This window comes from Pseudomonas sp. PDM04 (genome assembly GCF_014851765.1).
Taxonomy (GTDB): domain Bacteria; phylum Pseudomonadota; class Gammaproteobacteria; order Pseudomonadales; family Pseudomonadaceae; genus Aquipseudomonas.
In genome coordinates, this window is the sequence record NZ_JACVAI010000007.1 from 370,958 (window position 1) to 391,240 (window position 20,283).

At 63.2% G+C, this 20,283-nt stretch carries 17 protein-coding genes; all 17 read right to left on the minus strand.

The genetic code is table 11. From position 1 onward, the window contains the following. Positions 1–67: 67 nt before the first annotated feature. Positions 68–1,156 carry an ABC transporter ATP-binding protein gene (locus IB249_RS26360; protein ID WP_192308793.1) on the minus strand — a complete coding sequence of 363 codons (1,089 nt, stop codon included), beginning with the start codon at positions 1,154–1,156 and terminating at the stop codon, positions 68–70. A 159-nt stretch (positions 1,157–1,315) separates the two neighbouring features. Continuing rightward, complete coding sequence (locus tag IB249_RS26365) at positions 1,316–2,776, minus strand: NAD-dependent succinate-semialdehyde dehydrogenase (protein ID WP_192308794.1); 1,461 nt, start codon at positions 2,774–2,776, stop codon at positions 1,316–1,318. A gap of 271 nt (positions 2,777–3,047) precedes the next feature. Then, the gene (locus IB249_RS26370; protein ID WP_192308795.1) at positions 3,048–3,842 is read right to left on the minus strand and encodes an ABC transporter permease; all 795 of its coding nucleotides are present in this window, start codon (positions 3,840–3,842) and stop codon (positions 3,048–3,050) included. After that, positions 3,843–4,769 (minus strand): ABC transporter permease, encoded by a 927-nt coding sequence (locus tag IB249_RS26375; RefSeq protein ID WP_192308798.1) that lies wholly within the window; start codon positions 4,767–4,769, stop codon positions 3,843–3,845. It abuts the gene before it with no gap. Positions 4,770–5,094: 325 nt separating this feature from the next. Further along, complete coding sequence (locus IB249_RS26380; RefSeq protein ID WP_192308800.1) at positions 5,095–6,147, minus strand: ABC transporter substrate-binding protein; 1,053 nt, start codon at positions 6,145–6,147, stop codon at positions 5,095–5,097. Between the two features lie 246 nt (positions 6,148–6,393). After that, on the minus strand, positions 6,394–7,599 hold the full coding sequence (locus IB249_RS26385; RefSeq protein WP_192308802.1) for an MFS transporter: 1,206 nt from the start codon (positions 7,597–7,599) through the stop codon (positions 6,394–6,396). A gap of 35 nt (positions 7,600–7,634) precedes the next feature. Further along, positions 7,635–9,044, minus strand: coding sequence for an aldehyde dehydrogenase family protein (locus IB249_RS26390; protein WP_192308804.1), 1,410 nt, complete (start codon positions 9,042–9,044; stop codon positions 7,635–7,637). A gap of 11 nt (positions 9,045–9,055) precedes the next feature. Next, on the minus strand, positions 9,056–10,648 hold the full coding sequence (locus IB249_RS26395; RefSeq protein WP_192308805.1) for a GMC family oxidoreductase: 1,593 nt from the start codon (positions 10,646–10,648) through the stop codon (positions 9,056–9,058). A gap of 50 nt (positions 10,649–10,698) precedes the next feature. After that, positions 10,699–12,978: a TonB-dependent receptor family protein gene (locus IB249_RS26400; protein WP_225607202.1), complete on the minus strand. Its 2,280-nt coding sequence runs from the start codon at positions 12,976–12,978 to the stop codon at positions 10,699–10,701. Between the two features lie 287 nt (positions 12,979–13,265). Then, positions 13,266–13,667, minus strand: a complete 402-nt coding sequence (locus IB249_RS26405; protein ID WP_057023577.1) for an ExbD/TolR family protein — start codon at positions 13,665–13,667, stop codon at positions 13,266–13,268. A gap of 1 nt (position 13,668) precedes the next feature. After that, positions 13,669–14,394 (minus strand): MotA/TolQ/ExbB proton channel family protein, encoded by a 726-nt coding sequence (locus IB249_RS26410; protein WP_192308807.1) that lies wholly within the window; start codon positions 14,392–14,394, stop codon positions 13,669–13,671. A gap of 48 nt (positions 14,395–14,442) precedes the next feature. Continuing rightward, on the minus strand, positions 14,443–15,252 hold the full coding sequence (locus tag IB249_RS26415; RefSeq protein ID WP_192308808.1) for an energy transducer TonB: 810 nt from the start codon (positions 15,250–15,252) through the stop codon (positions 14,443–14,445). Between the two features lie 188 nt (positions 15,253–15,440). Next, entirely contained in the window at positions 15,441–16,532 is a 1,092-nt protein-coding gene (locus IB249_RS26420; protein WP_192308809.1) for a sigma-54 interaction domain-containing protein, read from the minus strand. Between the two features lie 225 nt (positions 16,533–16,757). Continuing rightward, entirely contained in the window at positions 16,758–17,576 is an 819-nt protein-coding gene (locus IB249_RS26425) for an ABC transporter ATP-binding protein (RefSeq protein WP_192308810.1), read from the minus strand. A gap of 14 nt (positions 17,577–17,590) precedes the next feature. Next, on the minus strand, positions 17,591–18,361 hold the full coding sequence (locus tag IB249_RS26430; protein ID WP_192308812.1) for an ABC transporter permease: 771 nt from the start codon (positions 18,359–18,361) through the stop codon (positions 17,591–17,593). 9 nt (positions 18,362–18,370) lie between these two features. Then, positions 18,371–19,171, minus strand: coding sequence for an ABC transporter permease (locus IB249_RS26435; RefSeq protein ID WP_192308814.1), 801 nt, complete (start codon positions 19,169–19,171; stop codon positions 18,371–18,373). Next, positions 19,171–20,217: an ABC transporter substrate-binding protein gene (locus IB249_RS26440; RefSeq protein ID WP_192308816.1), complete on the minus strand. Its 1,047-nt coding sequence runs from the start codon at positions 20,215–20,217 to the stop codon at positions 19,171–19,173. The genes IB249_RS26435 and IB249_RS26440 overlap by 1 nt, the downstream gene beginning before the upstream one ends. Between the last annotated feature and the right edge of the window lie 66 nt (positions 20,218–20,283).

A 20,283-nucleotide genomic window follows, 5' to 3' on the forward strand; every position in this document is an offset into this window, starting at 1 on the left:
TCGGCGTGACCCTGGATTGCTGATGCCGACCAACCGTGCTGCTACGGGCCGAAGTGTTGCGGATGAATCAGACCCCGGCGCGGGGGACGACGATGGTGTCTTCCGGGTGCAGGCGCATCATCATCGGTGCGCCAATGGGCGGCAGGTTGAGGTTGCCTTCGTGATGGCTGGGTTGGCGCAGGCTGACCGTTGGCCCGCCTTCGAGGTCGACGAACACCTTCAGGCTTTCGCCCTGGAAAACGATGTCGGCCACGCGGCCACGCAGGCGGTTCCACTCCGGTCCCGAGCTGCCGTTGTCCAGCAGCAGTTTTTCCGATTGCAGGGCCAGGAACACGTCGCCGGACGTCGGCACCGGGCGCGTCGTGCGCAGGGTCGTGGCGCCCAGCGTCAAGCCGTTGTCCGAACCGCGTTGCAGCGGCACCAGGGTGCTTTCGCCAATGAAGCTGGCGACGAAATCGTCAGCCGGGTGATCGTGCAGGCGACGCGGTGTATCGACCTGCACCAACTGACCGCCGCGCATGATCGCGATACGGTCGCTCATGGTCAGGGCTTCGCGCTGGTCGTGGGTCACGTAGATCATGGTGGCGCCCAGGCGCTTGTGCAGGGCACGCAATTCAATCTGCATGATTTCACGCAGTTGCTTGTCCAGGGCCGACAGCGGTTCGTCCATCAGGATCAGCTTGGGTTCGAAGACAATGGCGCGGGCCAGGGCCACGCGCTGACGCTGACCGCCGGACAGCGCGGCGATGTTGCGGTCTTCATACCCCGACAGCTCCACGGTCGCCAGGGCGCTCTTGACCCGGTCGCGGCTTTTGCTCGCGCTTTCGCCACGGGCACGCAGTGGAAAGGCCACGTTCTCGCCGACGGTCATGTGCGGGAACAGCGCGTAGTTCTGAAACACCACGCCGATTTCACGCTTGTGCGGCGGCATCAGGGTGACGTCGCGTTCGCCAAATAAAATGCTGCCTGAGCTGACCCGGATGAAACCGCCCAGGATGCTCAGCAAGGTGGTCTTGCCCGAGCCGGACGGGCCCAGCAATGACATGAATTCCCCGGCTTCGACCTTGAGGTCCACGTTGTTCAAAGCCTTGAGGTTGCCGTAGTGCTTGCACACTTTGTTAACGCTGACCGATTCAAAACCTTCAGTGAAATTCATGAAGCGTCGTCCTCTGTGGAACCAGGGATTGCCCGATAAGCCTGCTGGTTATCTGAACACAGGCGCGGGCCTGATTCGTGCCGTTTTGGGGCGCCGGGTCAACAGGATCTGCTGTCCGGCGCGAGTGGGGAGCTACAGGCTGCTTTGCGCCGGTGACGCTCAGCCCAGGCCGCCGATGTGCCAGGCCTTCACCTCGAGAAACTCGTCCAGGCCATACTTGGAACCTTCGCGGCCGGTGCCCGATTGCTTCATACCGCCGAAGGGCGCGACTTCCATGGAAATGATCCCGGTGTTGAGGCCGACCATGCCGAACTCCAGGCGCTCACCGACGCGCCAGGCGCGGCGCATGTCCTGGGTGAAGTAATACGCGCCAAGGCCGTAGGGCGTGGCATTGGCCAGGGTCAGGGCTTCGGCCTCATCCTTGAAGCGGAACAGCGGGGCGACCGGGCCGAAGGTTTCTTCCGTGGCCAGCAGCATGTCGGCGTTGGCATCGCGCAGAACCGTGGGCTGCACATACAGCCCCTCGCCTTGAGGTGCACCGCCGATGGCGATGCTCGCGCCTTTCTCCAGGGCGTCGTTGATGTGTCGCGCCACTTTGTCCACGGCGGCGGCGTTGATCAGTGGCCCGATGGTGACGCCGCTTTGCAGGCCGTCGCCGACTTTCAACTCGGCCACGGCGGCGCTCAGGCGTTCGGCGAAACGGTCGTAAATGCCGTCCTGCACCAGGATGCGGTTGGCGCAAACGCAGGTCTGGCCGGCGTTACGGAATTTGCTCTGCATGACGCCGGCGATGGCCAGGTCAAGGTCGGCGTCGTCGAAGACAATGAACGGCGCGTTGCCGCCCAGTTCCAGGCTCAGGCGCTTGATAGTGGCGGCGCACTGGCTCATCAGCAACTGGCCGATCCGGGTGGAACCGGTGAACGACAGTTTGCGCACATCGGGGTGGGCGGTCATTTCGCCACCGACCCCGGCGGGCAGGCCGGTCAGGACGTTGAACACGCCGGCCGGGATGCCCGCGCGTTCAGCCAGTACCGCCAGCGCCAGGGCCGACAGCGGGGTCATCTCCGAGGGCTTGACCAATACCGTGCAACCGGCCGCCAGGGCGGGTGCGCACTTGCGGGTGATCATCGCATTGGGGAAGTTCCAGGGGGTGATGGCCGCGACCACGCCGATGGGTTGCTTGAGCACCAGAATGCGCCGGTCGGCGGCTGGCGAAGGGATCGTGTCGCCATAGATGCGCCGGGCTTCCTCGGCGAACCACTTGACGAAACTGGCGCCGTAGGCGATTTCGCCGCGGGACTCGGTCAGCGGTTTGCCTTGCTCGCTGGTCATGATCAGCGCCAGGTCTTCCTGGTTCTCCATGATCAGGTTGAACCACACCTCCAGGTAGCGCGCGCGTTCGGCGGCAGGCACTTCGCGCCAGGTGCCGAAGCGCGCCTGCGCCGCTTCGATCGCGCGGCGGGTTTCCGCGGCCTGCAAGGCCGGGACTCGGGCAATCACGCTGCCATCGGCGGGGTTGGTCACGTCGATCGTCGCGCCGTCATCGGCCTCGATCCAGGCGCCGTTGACGTAGGCGCGTTCGACAAGCAGGGAAGGGTCACGCAGTTGGTTTTTCAACATGATCAGGGCCTTGAGGGTGCGAACGATGGGTCCATTGTAAAAAGCCCCGTCCAGTGGCCGATGCCGAGATGGGCCTGCGCACGGGTGATAGATGCTGAAATCAGGCGCATGACGGCAGGCTGTGCTGGCGCTGGAAATGACCGGGTGGCGTGTGATCGACAGGGACGGGACGATGCCCCGGAAACGCCTTTGCCCGCGAGTGCGGTACAGCCCGGACATTGAGGCTGTCCGGCGTACCGCCCAGGCGGGCAAAGGCGTTTTTGCGGAAGGTTTACTGCTTGTTGCGACCGGCGATCACCACCAGGATCAGGGAGGCCAGGATCAGGATCGAGCTGATCGCGGCAATGGTCGGGTCGATCTCGTCACGCAGGGCCGTGAACATGCGTTTGGTCAGGGTCTGGTTGTCGCCGCCGGAGATGAACAGCGCCACCACGGTTTCATCCAGCGAGGTGATGAAGGCGAACAGCGTGGCCGACACCACGCTCGGCTTGATCTGCGGCAGTGTCACGGCCATGAACGCGCGGAAGCGGTTCATGCCCAGGCTGCGCGCCACCATTTCCTGCGACATGTCGAAGTTACGCAAGCCGGCCAGCAGCGCGATGATCACGTAGGGCAGCGCGAGCATGATGTGCGCCAGCACCAGCCCGGTCAGCGTGCTGATCAGACCGACCCGGGCATACACGAAGAACACGCCGGCGGCGATCAGGATGATCGGCACCATCATCGGCAGCAGCAGAATGATCTGCAGCGTGCGCACCACCTTCAGGCTCGAGTTGTTGATGGCGTAGGCGGCGGCCATGCCGATCGGCAGGCTGATCGCCATGGTGAAGAACGCCGTGATCAGGCTGACCCGTGCCGCCGACATCCACTCCACGCTGTTGAAGAACGCTTCGTACCAATGGAAGGACCATTGCTTGGGCGGGAATTGCAGGAAGCGGGCTTCGGAAAACGACATGGGCACCACGATCAGCACCGGGATGATCAGGTACAGCAGAATCACCGCCACCACCACGGTGAACAGCACGTGGGACAGGCGAAGGTGACGCAGGTTGGCAAGCAGGTTCATTTAGCGCGCTCCCAGAATGCGTTCGATGGGAATGAAACGGTTGATGCCCCAGAAAATCAGGAACACCACGAACAGCAGCACCAGGCCGACCGCGCTGGCCGCGCCCCAGGCGTGATACAGCTCGACGTTGCGTTGCACCAGCATCGACACCAGGATCGTGCGACCGCCCCCGAGCAGTTCAGGGGTGATGAAGAAGCCCAGGCAGATCACGAAGACCAGGATCGAACCGGCCATGATTCCCGGTGCTGCCATCGGCAGGAACACGCGGCGGAAGGTGTAGAAAGGTTTTGCGCCCAGGCTTTCCGAGGCTTGCATGAGGTCCTGGGGGATTTTCTTCATCACCGAATACAGCGGCAGGACCATGAAGGGCAGCATCACGTGCAGGGTGCCGATCACCGTGCCGGTGGTGTTGTGCATCAGCGTCAGGGGCTGGTCGATGATGCCCAGATCCATCAGCGTCTGGTTGACCAGCCCGCGGCGTTGCAGCAACACCAGCCAGGCATAGGCCCGCACCAGCACGCTGGTCCAGAACGGCAGGATCACGCAGATCAGGATCAAGTTGGCCCAGAAACCTTGCAGGCGCGAGGCGGCGTAGGCGATGGGGAAACCCATCAGGATCGACAGGACGGTCACCATGAAGCTGATCTTGAAGGTCAGGGCGAAGGTGTCCCAGTAGATGGTCTCCTGGAATATCCGGATGTAGTTGGCCAGGGAAAACCCTTCCTCGGTCTGGACCGACTGCAAGGCCAGCCAGCACAGCGGCAGGATCAACAGCACCACCACCATCACCAGGGCGGGGGTGAGCAGCAACAGCATCGAGGTGTGTTCCTTGCGTTCCTCTCGGGCCAGGGCGTGTTCGCTGGTCAACGGCGGTTGCTGCTGGTCGCTGGAGTCAGGCATGGATTTGGCGAGATAGGCGTTTGACATAGAGACCTCTCGTCATTGAAGGGCGCTGGAGGAAACCCAGCGCTGGCGCACAGTGCTGGCGGTGGCAATCGTCCTCGCGGACGGCGAGGTGCGGTGCTCGGAAACTGTCATGTAAGGAACTCCCAATGGTGGGCAGGTACTCAAGGCGAGCGCGAGTGGTCTGCACAGGTCACTCTGCGGGACCCTCAGGCCTAATGTACCGGGATGCCAACGAACGAAGCGGGTGGAATTGGCCGGTGCCGAAGTGCTTTATGTCGAAATCGGGGAGGCAGACGGCATGTCCTGCGCCGAGGCGTCTGGCCCGCGGCGCAGCGCAAAGCGGCCGTTACTTTTTCTGGACGAAGGCCAGCCAGCGTTCCTCTGCCTTGACCCCGGCATCCGAAGCCCACCACTGCGCCGAGAGCAGGGCCTGGCGGGAGATGTTCTCGGGAGAGGACGGCAGCTTGGCCTCGCGCTCGGCCGGGATCACTCCGGTCTTGAACGCCTCGGGATTCAGCGGGCCGTAGTCGATGATCATTGGCAGTGCCGCCTGGAGTTTGGCATCGATGGCTTCGTTGACGAACTTCATCGCCGCCACCTTGTGCGGGGAACCCTTGAGGACGCACAGCGAGTTGGTTTCCAGCACGCCCTGGTTGTAATCGAACGCCACCGGGGCGCCAGCGGCCTGCACGGCGGTGATCCGCCCGTTCCAGGCCTGGATCATGTCCACTTCGCCGTCGCTGATCAGCTGCGCCGACTGTCCGCCGGAGGTCCACCAGGTGGTGATGTCGGGCTTGATCTGTTCGAGCTTCTTGAAGGCGCGATCAACGTCCAGCGGGTAAAGCTTGTCCACCGGCACACCGTCCGCCAGCAAGGCGATTTCCAGGGTCGGGCGCGGCAAGTTGCGCAGGGAGCGTTGGCCCGGATACTTCTTGGTGTCCCAGAAGTCGGCCCAGGTTTTGGGGACGTTGTCGCCCTTGAAGGCGTCCGTGCGATACGCCAGCACCGTGGAGTAACTGATGTAGCCGACGCTGTATTCGTCCTTGAGGCTGTCCGGGATCTGCGCGGCGTTGGGAATCAGCGACAGGTCGAGTTTCTCGAACAGGCCTTCGGCCTCGCCGCGGATGCAGTCGCCGGTGGGCAGGTCGACCACGTCCCAGGTGACCTTGCCGCTCTCGACCTGGGTCTTGATGATCGGGTAGGCCTTCGGTGAACTGTCCTGCTTGAGCGTCAGGCCGAGTTTTTTCGCGGCCGGCTCGAGAATCGCCTTGCTCTGGGCTTCCTGGTAGGCACCGCCCTGGGAAACGAATGTGATGTCCTCGGCCATGGCCTGGGTGGCGCCACCGATGAACAGGGCCAGGCTCGCGAGTTGGAAAGCTGTGGTGCGCAATGTGCTCATGGAAAGACTCCGAATGGTTGGCAGATTTCTGAGGCGAGCTGTAGGTTTTGTTGTCGGTCGCTCTGCGGGACCATGGAGGTCTAATGTACCGGCTTGTCCATGAACGAAGCGGCTACAAATGCGCGGATGAAAAGCTGTTTATTGCGAAAATGGGAACAGTCACGGTATTTCGTGCGTCGAGCGCGGGGGGAAAGCCCACGGACGGCGTCCGTGGGCATGCAACAGGGGTTTGCGAGGATTGACGGGTCAGGAACGCGCCAGCCCGGTCTCGAGCGAGCCGCTGTCGCGGTCGCGCTTGAGGCCCAGTGGCAGCAGAAACAACGGCAGCAGATTGGCAACGATCAAGGCCGCGAAGAACGGCAGGCGCGAGGGCAGGGTGAACAGCGGGTAGAGCAGCACCGGGCCAAGGAACATCGACAGGTAAAGCGCCTGTTCAGCAATGCCGCCGGCCCCCATCACATCGCCGTTGCGGGTCATTTTCGGGATGCTGGTAAACACCCAGGCCACCACGAAACTGGTGAAGAAGCCCTGGACCACTTTCGCCCCGATCGCCCATTCGGCGCTCACGCCGGGAATGAACACCAGGATTTCCAGGGTCACCCCGATGAAGGCGCTGGCGATCACGGCCAACGGGCCGATCAGCCGCAGGTTGAGAATGAACCCGGCGAACAGGCCGGCCACGACGCTGGAGAGAATCCCCACCGTGGAAATCACCCCGATCGTCGCGGGTGCCACGTTCAGCACGTTGATCAGGTAGGTCGGGGTTATGGTGATCAGCCCCAGTGCCACGGTCAGCGGCGCGCCGACCGCGAGCGCCAGGCGCAGCACCGAAGGGTCGGCATAGATCCTGAACACCTGGGACAACGGTTTGCGTTCCACACGGTTGGCGAGGTTGATCGACGGTAGCAGCGGGGTGGCCAGCAACAGCAGCAACAGCACGACCGCATGGCCACTGAACGCGATACGCCATTCTTCATGGGCGCCGCCTATGTAGGGCGAGACGGCGAAAATCGCAATGGCACCGCCCAGTGGCGAAGCCACCGACCAGAACGCCAGGGCGCTGGTGCGTCGTTTGCCCGCAGTGGTGTGGATCAACAGGGCCAGTGCCGCCAGCACCACGCTGATGTAACCGGCGCCTTCGACGACACGAAGCGCCAGCAACACAGAGAAGTTGTCGCTGCGGCTGGCGGCGAAGCTCGACAGCGCCGCGACCAACAACCCCGAAATGATTGCGTGACGTTCGCCCACGCGCGCCACGCCCCAGTTGACGATAGGCGAAGCCAGGGCGGCGACGATGGCCACCGCCGAGACCACCCAGCTGGCGTGAGAGGGGCTGACTGAATAGGCCTTGGCGATGTCGGCGATCAGCAGGATGGTTTTGCCATGGCACGCCGCAATGATCACGGCGAACGCGAGGGTGAGGATAATCGAGGGCCAGCTACCGGCACGCATGGGGAAATCCTTGATGTTCGGGATAGGTGCCCGGCTCAGCGCCGGGCAATGTTGATCACTTGCAGGTCGCTGAAGGCGTCATAGCCGCGCAGCCCGCCTTCGTAGCCCAGGCCGCTCCATTTGTAGCCGCCCTTCGGTGCGCCGGGGTGCACGTCCAGATGCTGGTTGACCCAGGCCAGGCCGGCGTCGAGGCGCCGGGCGATTGCTTCGCCCTGGGCAACGTCCCGGGTCCAGACCGACGCGCCGAGGCCAAAGGGACTGGCGTTGGCCTGGCGGATGGCATCCTCGACGTCGTCGAAGGCAATCACCGGCAGCACCGGGCCAAACTGTTCTTCGTCGACCAGCGCGATACCGGCGCCGATGCCACTGACGATGGTTGGCGCGAAGAAGTAGCCAGGACCGTCGGGCTGTGTGCCGCCGGTATGGACCACGGCACCGTGGGTGCGTGCGTCAGCCACCAGGGCCTTGACCCGCTCCAGTTGCTGGCGATTGGTCAGCGGCCCCAATTCGGTGTCGGGGTCCAGGCCGCTGCCCAGGCGGGTTCTTTCGGCGCGCGCCACCAAAGCGGCAATCAGCGGTTCGAACAGGCTCTTATGCACGTACAGCCGCTTGATGGCGAAGCACACCTGGCCACTGTTCCAGAACGCGCCCCAGAACAGCGACTCGGCGATGGCGGGGATGTCGGCGTCCGCCAGCACCAGTGCCGCGTCATTTCCACCCAGCTCGAGGGTCAGGCGCTTCAGGTCGGCGGACGCTCCGGCGTACAGGTGCTTGCCGGTGGACACGCTGCCGGTGAAGGTGATGTGGCGCACCTGCGGATGCCGGCTCAAGCGCTCACCGATCGCGCCGTCACCGGCGACAATGTTCAATACCCCGGCCGGGAACACGTCCTTCAACAAATACCCCAGCAGCACGGTGGACAGCGGAGTGTGCTCCGACGGCTTGGCCACCAGGGTGTTGCCAGCGTGCAGCGCCGGAGCCAGTTTGAGTACCAGCAGGATGATCGGCACGTTCCACGGGGTGATGGCCGCCACGACGCCCAGGGGGCGACGCTCGAGGCGCACAAGGCGTTGATCATCGTCGCGCAGGACGTCGGCCGGTGGTGCTTCAAAGCCGGCGTAGTGATCGAACGTGGCCGCTGCGCCCGCCACTTCACCCAGGGTGAAGCGCAAGGGCCGGCCTTGCTCGAGGCTGATCAACTCGGCGATCTGCTGCGTGTTTTCCCGCAGCACGGCCGCCGCCAGGCCCAGCGCCTGGCGCCGCGCCTGCGGGTCGGCCGCCCAGTCGGCGAACGCACGTTGCGCCGCTTCGACTGCGGCATCGACCTGGGCTTCGCTGGCACGCGGGGCGTGGCCGACGACCTGCTCGGTGGCGGGGTCGAGCACTTCATCCAGGTGCTCGGTGGTGTGCAATTGTCCATCGATCAACAAGGCATAGTGGGTCATGGTGAAGGTCCTCAGGCGTTGGCCAGAATGGCGTCGGCGATTTTCTCGGCGATCATCAGGGTCGGCAGGTTGGTGTTCGCGGTGGGAATGCTCGGCATCACCGACGCATCGGCCACGCGCAAGCCCTGTACGCCATACACCCGACCGGCGTGATCGACCACGGCCAGCGGGTCATCGGCTCGACCGATACGGCAGGTGCCGCTGGCATGCCAGACACCGCCGACATGGGTGCGCAGGTAGCGCTCCAGTGCCGCGTCGTTGGCCAGGAGATCGGACAGCAGTGGCCCATCGGTCGAGGCCTGGGCGAAACGGCTCAAGCGTGGCGGACCGCTGAAGGCGGCCACCGCCGGGTCCGCGAACACGCGGGCAAGCACCTGCAAGCCTTCGCGCAATCGATCCAGGTCGCGCCGGTCCGACAGCAGATTGAACTCCACCGTCGGGTAGTCCGTCGGGTCGACGCTGCGCAACCGCAGGTGGCCCGTGGAGCTCGGTTTGTTCACCCAAAGCACCGCACTCGCGGTGCCGAGCTCGGCATTGGACGCGATGCCCAGGTACAAATCCGCCGGCACCTTGGGGTCGATTCCGGACGACACACGTGCGGCGAGCAAGTGGGCGGCACCGGGTTCGTCGCTCGGTGCGAGCGGATCGTGCAGGGGGGCGGTGAGCCCGATCGAGCTGTGGTCCCACAGGTTGCGCCCGACCCCCGAACGGTCGGCGACGACTTCGATACCCAAGTCGCGCAACTGGTCCGCGGGGCCAATCCCGGCACGCAACAGAAAGGCGGGGGATTGCAGCGCCCCGGCGGTGAGGATGACCTCGTTGCTCGTGACCTCCAGCCGCTTGCCGTCGCGCAGCACTTGCACCCCGGTCACCCGGTTGCCGCTCAGGAGCAATCGGCCCGCCGGGGTGTCGGTCCACAGGGTCAGGTTGCCGCGGGCACGCACATCGCTGCTCAGGTAGGCACGAGCGCTCGACACCCGCTGATCATGTTCGATGGCCACGGTTGGGGCGAAGTAACCGTCCTCGAAGCGTCCGTTCTGATCGACGATGTTGTTCAGACCCAGGGTCTGCAGGGCTTGCGCGGAGGCGCGGGTGAAGCGACCCCAGCGTCGCGAGTCGACCCGGGCAATCGGCAGCGGCCCCTCGTGACCGTGTTGCTGCGGATCGCTCAGGCCGAAGTCGAGGTCGCGCTCCAGCTTGCGGAAATACGGCAGCACGCCTTGCCAATTCCAGCCCTCGGCGCCTTGCTCCGCCCATTCGTCGTAGTCGCGAGGCAAGCCGCGGTTGGCGACCATCATGTTGACGCTCGAGCCGCCGCCGAGAATGCGCCCCTGTTCATACACCTGGGCATCGCGCGGGATGTCCGGGTGTTCGCTGGCGCGCAGGATGGTCAGGTCCGGCCAGAAGAAGCGCTCGCCTGCCAGGCGCGGACGCCAGGGTTGCAGGCCGTCGAGAATCTCCGCCGGGGTGTTGCTGTCGGGGGTGTCGGCACCCGCCTCGATCAACAGCACGCGCTGGTCGGCGCGGGCAGACAGCCGGTTGGCAATGACACTGCCGGCGCTGCCGCCACCGACGATGATGTAGTCGTAGTGTTCGGTACTCATGCCTGCTCCTCGGGACGGTCAGACCGTCCCTTCATAATCGAAAGGCCGGTTCAGAAACCGACTGTCAAAGAGGCCACCAGCGAGCGTGGCTGCCCTTTGTAGTACTGCGGCGCACCGAAGAAGTTGGGGTTGGTCGGGTCGGCGTTGATGGTTCCGGACTTCACCCCGGAGAGGTACTGTTTGTCGAAAATGTTGTTGGCGTTAAGGCTGACGGTGGTTTCCTTGAGCCCGCTGACCAGGTCCTTGAAGCGATAGCCCAGGTTAAGGTCGAAGACCGTGTAGCCGCCGATTTTCTGGGTGTTGGCCAGGTCACCGTAGTAGCTGCCGGTGTAGCGTCCGAGGAAGTTGGCGTAGAACGCCTCGTTGTCATAGCCGACGCCGGCGCTGACCAGGCGATGGGGCGCGTCGTAGAGTTGATTGCCCTGGGTGTCGACGGTCAGGCCGCCGGCGCTGTAGTCCGAATCCTGGGTAGAACTGAGCCAGGTGAAGGATCCGAAGTAGTTGAAGTTGGCTGGCAACTTGCCGTTCACCGCCAGCTCCAGGCCTTTGGTGGTGACGTTGCCGGCGTTGAAGTACTCGGTCACGCCGGTCACCGGTGAATAGGCGGCCTGGCGGTCCTTGAACTTGTCGTAGAACACTGCGGCACTGACCAGCGTCTTGTCAGTGCTGTAGCGCCAGCCGATTTCCTGGTTCCAGGTCAGCTCGGGTTTCTGTTTGTCGCCGCCGTTGATTCGGCCGTACACCGACGCGATGGCGGGTACGCGCATGTTCGAGGTGGTGTTGTAGTAGAGCTGGTTCTGCTGGTCGAGCTGGTAGCTCAGGCTCAGGCTGGGCAGGAAACGATTGTAGTCTTCGCTGTTGTCGTAACCGGTGAGGCGGTCTGCACCCTTGAGTTCGGTGTGCTGCCAGGCCAGGCCGGTGGTCAGGGCGAGGGCGCTGTTGATGTTCCAGGTGTCCTGGACCCAAAGCTTTTGCGTGGTGATCTGGTTCGCCTGGTTGGTGTTGTAGGCGACATTGCCACGACTGTCGCGGATCGAGTCGCTGCCATCGATGCTCGCCGGTTTGCCGTTGCTCTTGATCGGGGTGAACACGAACTGGTTGCGCGCGTGGGTGTAGTCGGTCCAAAGCCCCAGTTGCAGTACATTGTTGTCGGCCAGGGTCAAGTCCAGGCTGTTGCTCGAACCGACGCGGTATTGGGTCGGGAACAGTTGCAGCGACGCCGGCACCACCGGGTCCAGGGCATCGCCGTCATGGTTGACGTCGGTACCCAGCGTGCGTTCGTTGACCGCCGCCGTGGCGATGGAGGCGGTGCCGTCGGTGACGCGCACGTAATATGGGTTGATCTTCAGCTGGGCGCTGTCGTTCAGGTTGAACACGCCGTTGAGGCCATAGGTCTGGATCTTGAAGTCGGCCCGGGAGTTGGCCGCGCTGCTTCCAGGCACGGTGATGTCGGCCACGCCGTTGGTGCCGCCCTCGGTGGGGTAGACGTTGCGCGGGTAGCCGTGGTCGTAATCGTTGGCCCGGTATTGCGCCAGGGTCGGCGACAGGTAGCTGTTGGTGCGCATCAGGAAACTGGAAAACAACGCGTTGATCTGGTTGCCGTCCCCCCATTTGTACTGCAGGTTGCCCTCGTAGCGATTGGACGACAGCTCCCCGTCGGAGTCGTCCCACAGATCGCCAGTGGTGCGCGATGCCGACAGCCACGCCGAAAAGCCCTCGTACTCGCCGGTATTGACCCGCACGAATGAGCGATACAGGTTGTTGCTGCCGATGTTCTGCTTGTACAGCACCCCGCTTTCCTTGGTCGGGGCGACTGATTTGATCTCGACGCTGCCGCCGCTGGCTGTCAGGGTCGGTGCGTTGATCGATGCGGAGCCGTACAGCACCGACACCGACTCATAGTTTTCCGGGTCGCCCAGGAAGTCCGCGTGGGGTGTCAGGAACTGCGGGTCGTTCAGCGGAATGCCATCGCGGGTGAAGCCCAGCTGATCCTGGGAGAACCCGCGAATGTTCAGCGAGCCTTCGGTGATGCCACTGGAATCGCCGCCGCTCGAGTGCACCCCCGGCAGGTATTTCAGCGCGCCCGTGACGGCGCTGTCCAGGCCGACGAACTTGTCCAGTTGGCCCTTGCTCAAGGTGGCCCTGGATTGCGGCGCCTTCTCTTTTTTCGCGTCGCCGACAAAGGTCTCGGCGGTTTCGCTCTGCCCCTGCACGACCACGGTGTCGAGTACCGAATCCTTGGTTTGCGCAGTGGCGTAAGCCGATATCAGTAACGTGCCTGACACCGAAATGGCCAGGCTGGTGAGTTTGAATCCACTCAGATATTGCATGCGTCTAGTTCCCCGGTTTTTAAGCATTGGGGACAGCGTTGCAAGCGATATGCCATCAATTTAAATCTACAATTATCAATAAGTTATGTGTTTTTTTGGGGCGATTGTTGCTGGGAGCACAGCACGTGTGCGGGGAGGGTGCTGCTGGAGCAGCAAGCAAAAAACGGCGACTTCACGCCATTGACCATCGCGAGCAGGCTCGCTACTACAAGGGCGAATCATCGGTCAGGATCCCAAAAAAAAGGGCCGTCTCTTTGCAGAAGACGGCCCAAAAAACCACAGGAGCCTTATCGTGCGGTAATCACTGACAGCTTGGTGATGCCGGCGCGTTCGATCGATGCCATCGCTCGCGCCACTTCGCCATAGTTCACCCCGTCATCCGCCTGCAGTTGCACGCGCACGTCGGGGTCCTTGGCCTTGGCTGCCGTCAGGTTGAACTCCAGCAAGTCCGGCTGGATCTCGTCCTTGTTGATGAACAGCTTGCCGGCAGCATCGATGCTCACCACCAACGGGTCCTTTTGCTCGACCGGCGCCACGGCTTCGGTCTTGGGCAGGTTGATCGGGATGGCGTTGGTCAGCAGAGGGGCGGTGACGATGAACACCACCAGCAGCACCAGCATCACGTCCACCAGCGGGGTCACGTTGATCTCGCTCAGCACCTCGTCGCTGTCTTGCGTGGAGAAGGCCATCTCAGGACGCCTCCTGCACTTTGTGCGCGGTGCCCGGGACCGCGACCTTGCGCGTGCCCGGGTTCACCAGCACACGGAATGCGCTCTTCTGTGCCAGGCTGTAGAAGTCATGGGCGAAGTCGTCGAGGTCGGCGGCGGTGAGTTTCAGGCGACGCAGGAAGTAGTTGTAGACCAGCACCGCCGGCACGGCGACGGCAATCCCCACGCCGGTCGCGACCAGCGCGGCACCGATGGGGCCGGCGACGGTTTCCAGGCTGGCGGAACCGGCCGCGCTGATGCCTTTCAGGGCCTCCATGATGCCCCACACGGTGCCGAACAAACCAATGAACGGCGAGGTGCTGCCAATACTGGCCACCACGGCCAGGCCGGTTTCCAGTGAGCGGCGTTCCCGGACGATCTGCTGGCGCAGGGCGCGCTCAAGGCGGTCCTGGTGATTGATCGCCTGGCTCAGGTCGGCTGCAGGCGCTGTTTCACCGACCTGGATCGCGGCATAGCCGGCCTGTGCCACGCGAGCGGCGGCACCGGGTTGGGTGTCGGCCAATGCCGCGGCCGAATCCAGGCTCGGCGCGGCCCAGAACTGTTTGTGAAACCGGCGATCCTGGGCTTTCAGGCGGCCGAATTGCACGCCCTTGAGCAGGGCCAGGCCCCAGGTGGCGACGGAAAAAACCACCAGCAGCCAGATGACCGCGCTTTCGATGGATTCAAGTGGAGATGCCAGTAACGTCATGATGTTTTCCCTCGGCGTGGGGCGCGATGTGTCCGCCCCCTTCAGTCATTAATTGATTTTGAAATCGATGGGCACGCTGACCCAGCCGACCTGGGCGACATCGCCCTGTTTGGCCGGTACGAAACTCCAGCGTTTCACGGCGTTCAACGCCGCGTCGTCGAGCTGCTGGCGACCACTGCTTTTCTGGATCTGGATCTCACCCGGTTTGCCGCTTGGCAGGACCTGTACCCGCAACAGCACCGTGCCTTCCCAGCCGCGACGCTGGGCCAGTGACGGGTATTCCGGCGCGGGGTTCTTGAGGTACGCCGCATTGGCCGAAGCCGGCGTCACCGGCGCGGGTGCCGGTGGGGCGGGCGGTGCGGCGACCGGCGCTGGCGGTTGCGGCGGCGCGGGCGGTTGCTCGACCGCTTTCGGCGCGGGCTTGGGCACCGGCTTGACCACGGGTTTGGGCTTGGGGATCGGCTTGGGCGCCGGTTTCGCGGCCAGTTCGTCAACCACGGGCGGCGGCGGTTCGACCACCGGTGGTGGAGGCGGCGGTGGCGGTGGCGGCGGGGGTTCGACAACGGGTGGCGCCGGTTGCGAAAACTCGATGGTCATCGGCGGAATTTGCGGCGGCACCACCGGCAATACCGTGGTCGGTTGCTGAATGATCCAGAAGATCACCGCGCCGTGTGCGAGCAACGCTAGCACACCGAGCAGGACGCCTTCGCGGCGGCTTAACACGCCTTTGGGCGCGCGCTGCAAGCGCAGCTGCGCCAACGGCACCCGAGGTGCCCGGCCGAGGTCGACCAACTCGCCGACCGGTGCCTGACGCCATAGCGTCTCCGGCACAGCGGCAGTGGTTTGGACTTTGCCCATTACTGACTCCAGTTATGAAAAAGGCTGTTGAGAGCAAAAGAGCAATTACTGTGCCCAACCTTTCCAAACGGGGCCTGGTGGCTGTCGACGTTGGAGGAAGAGGCCTCGGTGGTGTTCATTACTCGAGGGGGGGCTGCCATTCACGCAGCAGCGTTGCTGTCCGACTGCTGCTGTAGCAGCAGGCGTGTTCAGTGTTTGGCGGCTTCCAGGCTGGCGCTGCGTGGCGATTGTGCGAGGACACCGATTTTCTCCAGGCGCGCACGGACAATGTTGCGGCTGATGCCCAGGATTCTGCCAGTCTGCAATTGATTGCCATGGCAAAACCGGTAGGCCTCGCGAAACACCGTTTCCTCGATGTGTTCGTAGAGGTTGGGCAGGTTCTGTTCGAACAGTTTTGCCAACGCGTCTTCCAGACTTGCAGGTGACTGGCCGGCAGCGACAGCCGACGGCGAACCGTTCGGGCGGGCGCCGTGATTGCGCATGTCCACCAGGTGCAGGTCTTCCGGTTGCACGCGTTTGTTCAGGCACACCAGCAACGCGTGGTGAATGGAGTTTTCCAGTTCGCGGATGTTGCCCGGCCAACTGTGCTCAAGCAGCTTGCGTTCGCATTCCGGGCTCAATGTGGCGCGGTTGTAGCCCAGCCGCTGGCAATGTTCTTCAAGGAAAAACTCCGCCAGGGGCAGGATGTCGCCCGGCCGCTCGCGCAACGCCGGCAAGCGAATCGTCGCGACGTGCAGGCGATAGAACAGGTCCTCGCGGAAGTTGCCGGCCACCACCGCGTCGGCCAGGTTGACGTTGGTGGCGGACACCAGGCGCACATTGATCGGGATCGGAGTGCGTGAACCCAGGCGCACCACTTCACGTTCCTGCAGCACCCGCAGCAGCTTGACTTGCATGTTCAGCGGCAAGTCGCCGATCTCATCGAGAAACAGCGTGCCGCCCTTGGCGGCTTCGAACCACCCGGCCTTGCTAGTGGTGGCGCCGGTGAAGGCGCCTTTCTCGTGACCGAACAATTCGCTTTCCACCAGCGTCTCGGCAAACGCGCCGCAGTTGACCGCGACAAAGGGCTCGTTACGCCGGTGGCTGAGATTGTGAATGTGTCGCGCGACCAGTTCCTTGCCGGTACCGGTCTCGCCCATGATCAGCGCGTTGGCGTCGCTGGGTGCGAGACGCTCGATGCGATTGAGCAGTTCCAGCGAGCGTGGATCCTTGAACACCAGTACGGTGGCCCGGACCGATTTGGTCAGCTCGCGAGCATGGGGATGGGTAATCAGTGCCATGGTGCTATTCCTGTAGCTAAGACCGCCAAAACATCATGCACGATATTCATATAGATAAAAAAATTCTTAATTAGCATTTAGTTATGCGTAACAGGAATATATGTTTCATCGGTTGAAGAGGGTGTGAAACGCCAGGATGCAGGGGGCCGTAACGGCTCTGGCCCGCTCTCGAAACCCCCGCCAGCACGTACCGTCGGAGGGCTGAAATCGCGTGGAAATGAACACCTACACAGGCGCAACCTCGACGTGATCACTGCCGACCAGTTCCGTCAGCAACTCGTCCTTGAGCTTCTGCAAGCGCGGTGAATGGCGCTCGCGAGGGTGGGGCAGATCGACGTGGATTTCGTGCTTGATGCGCCCCGGACGCGCGTCCATGACGATCACCCGATCGCCCAGGTACAACGCTTCCTCGACATCGTGGGTGACCATGATCATGGTGCTGCGTTGCTGCACCCACAGGCGTTGCAGTTCGCGTTGCAGGTGGACGCGGGTCAGCGCGTCGAGGGCGCCAAACGGTTCGTCGAGCAGGAGGATTTTCGGTTGGTTGATCAGCGCGCGGGCAATCGCTGCGCGCTGTGCCATGCCACCGGACAACTGATGCGGATAGGCGTGTTCAAACCCTTGCAAGTTGACCAGTTGAATGTGTTCCGCCACCAGGCGCGCTTTTGCCTTTTTCGTCAGGGGGTGGTTTTTCAGCGCCAGCGCGATGTTTTGCTCGACGGTTTTCCACGGGAACAGGCGGTGGTCCTGGAACACGATGCCGCGCTCCAGGCTGGTGGAGTCGATCCGTTCGCCGTCCAGCAGGATGTCGCCGCTGTACTCGGCTTCAAGGCCGACGATCAGGCGCAGCAGGGAAGATTTCCCGCAGCCGCTGGCACCGACGATGCTGACGAATTCGCCGGGCTTGACCGACAGGTTGATGTCCTGCAAGACCGTCAACGGCTTGCCTTCGATGGCGTACTGTTTACCCAGGCCGCGTATGTCCAGGGAACCGGGCGAGTGTGTGGTCTGATCCAGCCAGAGTTGCTTGAGTGATGCGTTCATGATTGATCCAGCCTTCAACGAGTGTCGCGCCAGCGCAGCAGGTGCTGGCTCAGGCGCGAGAACAATTGGTTCATGGCGTAGCCGAGCAGGCCGATGCAGAGCACGCCGATGACCACGACTTCCATGCGTGAGCCAGCCTCGGCATTCATCATCAGGTTGCCCAGACCCGCGCCCGTCGATAGAAACAGCTCGACACCGACGGAGCTCACCCAGGCGAATGCCAGGGCATGCAGCACGCCGTTGGCGATGGAGGGCAGGGCGCTCGGCAGCAGCACTTGGGTCAGTTGCTGGAGTGGGCCTAATTCGAACACCCGGCCGACTTCGCGGTAGCGCGGCTCGATGTGACTGAAGCCCTCGAAGGTGTTGAGCGTCATCGGGTAGAACGCGGCGAGGCTGACGATCAGTATCTTTGCCCCCTCGCCACTGCCGAACCACAGGGCGATCAACGGGATCAGCCCCAGGATCGGCACCTGGCGCATGATGTGGTAAAGCGGGCCGATGACCCGCTCGACGACGGTCGAAAGCGCCATGGCTGCGCCGACGCCTATGCCCAGCGTGACCCCCAGCAGCAAGCCGATGCAGGTGCGTTGCAGGCTGGCCAGGGTGCTGATCAGCAAGGCGCCGCTGTCGATCAATTCCACCAGGCCCTGGCCGATCACTTCGAGGGGGACGAAGGCATAGGCCTGGGCGGCACCCTGGCGCGAGGCGATTTCCCACAGACCGATCAGCAGCATCGGCAGCAAAAGGCCACGACCACGACGCAGCACGCGAACCAATGAATTCATGGGATTCTCCTAACGGGTTTTCCAGCGGAACAGGCGTTTTTCGAGAAGGCGAAAGCCGTAATCGAGGACGAAGCCGATCAGTCCGATGACCACCACGCCGACCATTACGATGTCGATGCGCATCATCTGCCGCGCCATCTCGATCATCTGCCCCAGGCCGCTGTCGGCCGCCAGCAGCTCGGCGGCGACCAGGACCATCCAGGCCCGACTCAGGCCGATGCGCAGGCCGGTGAGAATCGGCGGTGCGGCGGCAGGGAAGGCGATGTCGGCAATCAGATGGCGCAGCGGCAGGCGGTAAATTCGCCCGACCTCGAAGTAGTTGCGCGGGATCGCCTTGATCCCCTCGCTGGCAGCCAGCGCGACCGGGAAGAACACGGCTTTGGTGACGATCAGGATCTTGAATGTCTCTTCCACGCCGAACGCCAGGATGAACATCGGTATCAAGGCAATGGAGGGGATCTGCCGCAGGGTGTGGAACAGCGGAGAGCAATACACTTCGACTGTTTTCGACAGGGCCAGGACGATACCGAACAGCAACCCGGCGCTGGCGCCGAAGGCGAAACCCAGGCCCAGGCGACTCAGGCTGAAGCGGATGTGCTCCAGCAGTTCGCCGCTGTGCAGCAAGTCCTTGAAGGTGTCCCAGACCACCGCCGGTGGCACCAGCAACTGCTCGGAATAGCGACCGGATTGCGCCACCAGCGTCCAGGCCAGCAGCACCAGCAACGGTGACACAAACCCGCTGAGCCGGCTGAAGCGCAGCCGCCGAATAAACAGCCGTGGCTGGGCTGTCGCACTGATCAGGCTGTTCATCAGATGGCCAGCCTGGTTTTGTCCAGCACCGACTCCAACGGCCGGGAATCAACCCAGTCACGCACATTGAAGGCGTGGTCGATGAAGTGATGCCGATGAAGGAAATGGGTCAGGTCCTGCAGGGCCAGCAGGGACCGTTCCTCGAGGCGGGTGACCAACCGCCGGTGTGCGTCTTCGCCATAGGCTGCGGCGACGAAATATTCGCTGGTGTTGAGTTCGCGGGCGAGGAAGCGGCGGGTTTCGTCGGCATGGCTCCAGGCCCACTGTTCGGCCCGCAACACGGTTTCGACGATCAGTGCCGCGGCATCGAAATGCTCGTCGAGCATGTGTTGGTCCACCGTCAGGGTTCGCGGGGTGCCGATGTTGCTGCGAATCATCGGGTCCGGGTGCGAGCCGGTATCGATCACCACATGCAGCCCGAACTCCTCGGCCAGTTGCACGCCATGAGCGCCCTTGGCGAAGACCGCGTCGATGTCGCCACGCAACAGGCCGATCAGCTCGTTGTTGCGCCGTCGATTCTTCAGGGTTATTTGCGCGCCGAACACATGCTGGATCGGTTCGTCGCTGTGGGTGCCGCCGTAGGGGTAATCCACCAGTTCGACGTCGGCGATCCCCAGTCCTTCGAGTTGCAGGGCGTTTTCCAGGGCGCGCAACGCCTGGGCGCGACCGAAGTCGATCTGTACGTTGGCCCATTTGGGAATGCCAAAGCGCCGGTTGCGCAGGTCGCGGGTGGTTTTGATCCCGCTTTCCGGGGTGGTCAGGATCAACTGGACTTCGTCGCTCCAGGACAGGCCCAGCACACGGGTGTTCTTGCCGCTGGCCTTGGCCCAGATCGCCGGGGTGTTGCCGCCGTGGCGGACCGAGTTGTCCAGGTGGTGGTCGAAATGCGCCTCGCGCACTTCCCGGTCGGAAGATTCGCGCAAGCCTTGAATGTTCGTGCCGTAAGGGCGGAAAGCTTCGGCCAGGCGGCCGGATTCGACCGCGATGCCCAGCCCGGTGGGAACCGGGCTATGGGTGTACCAGAGTGTATCGAGAGGTTTTGTCATGCAGGCAATCCAGACAAGTCATGGCACTGAAAATCGAAACGGGCAGGGGCTGTAGCCGGCTGCCCG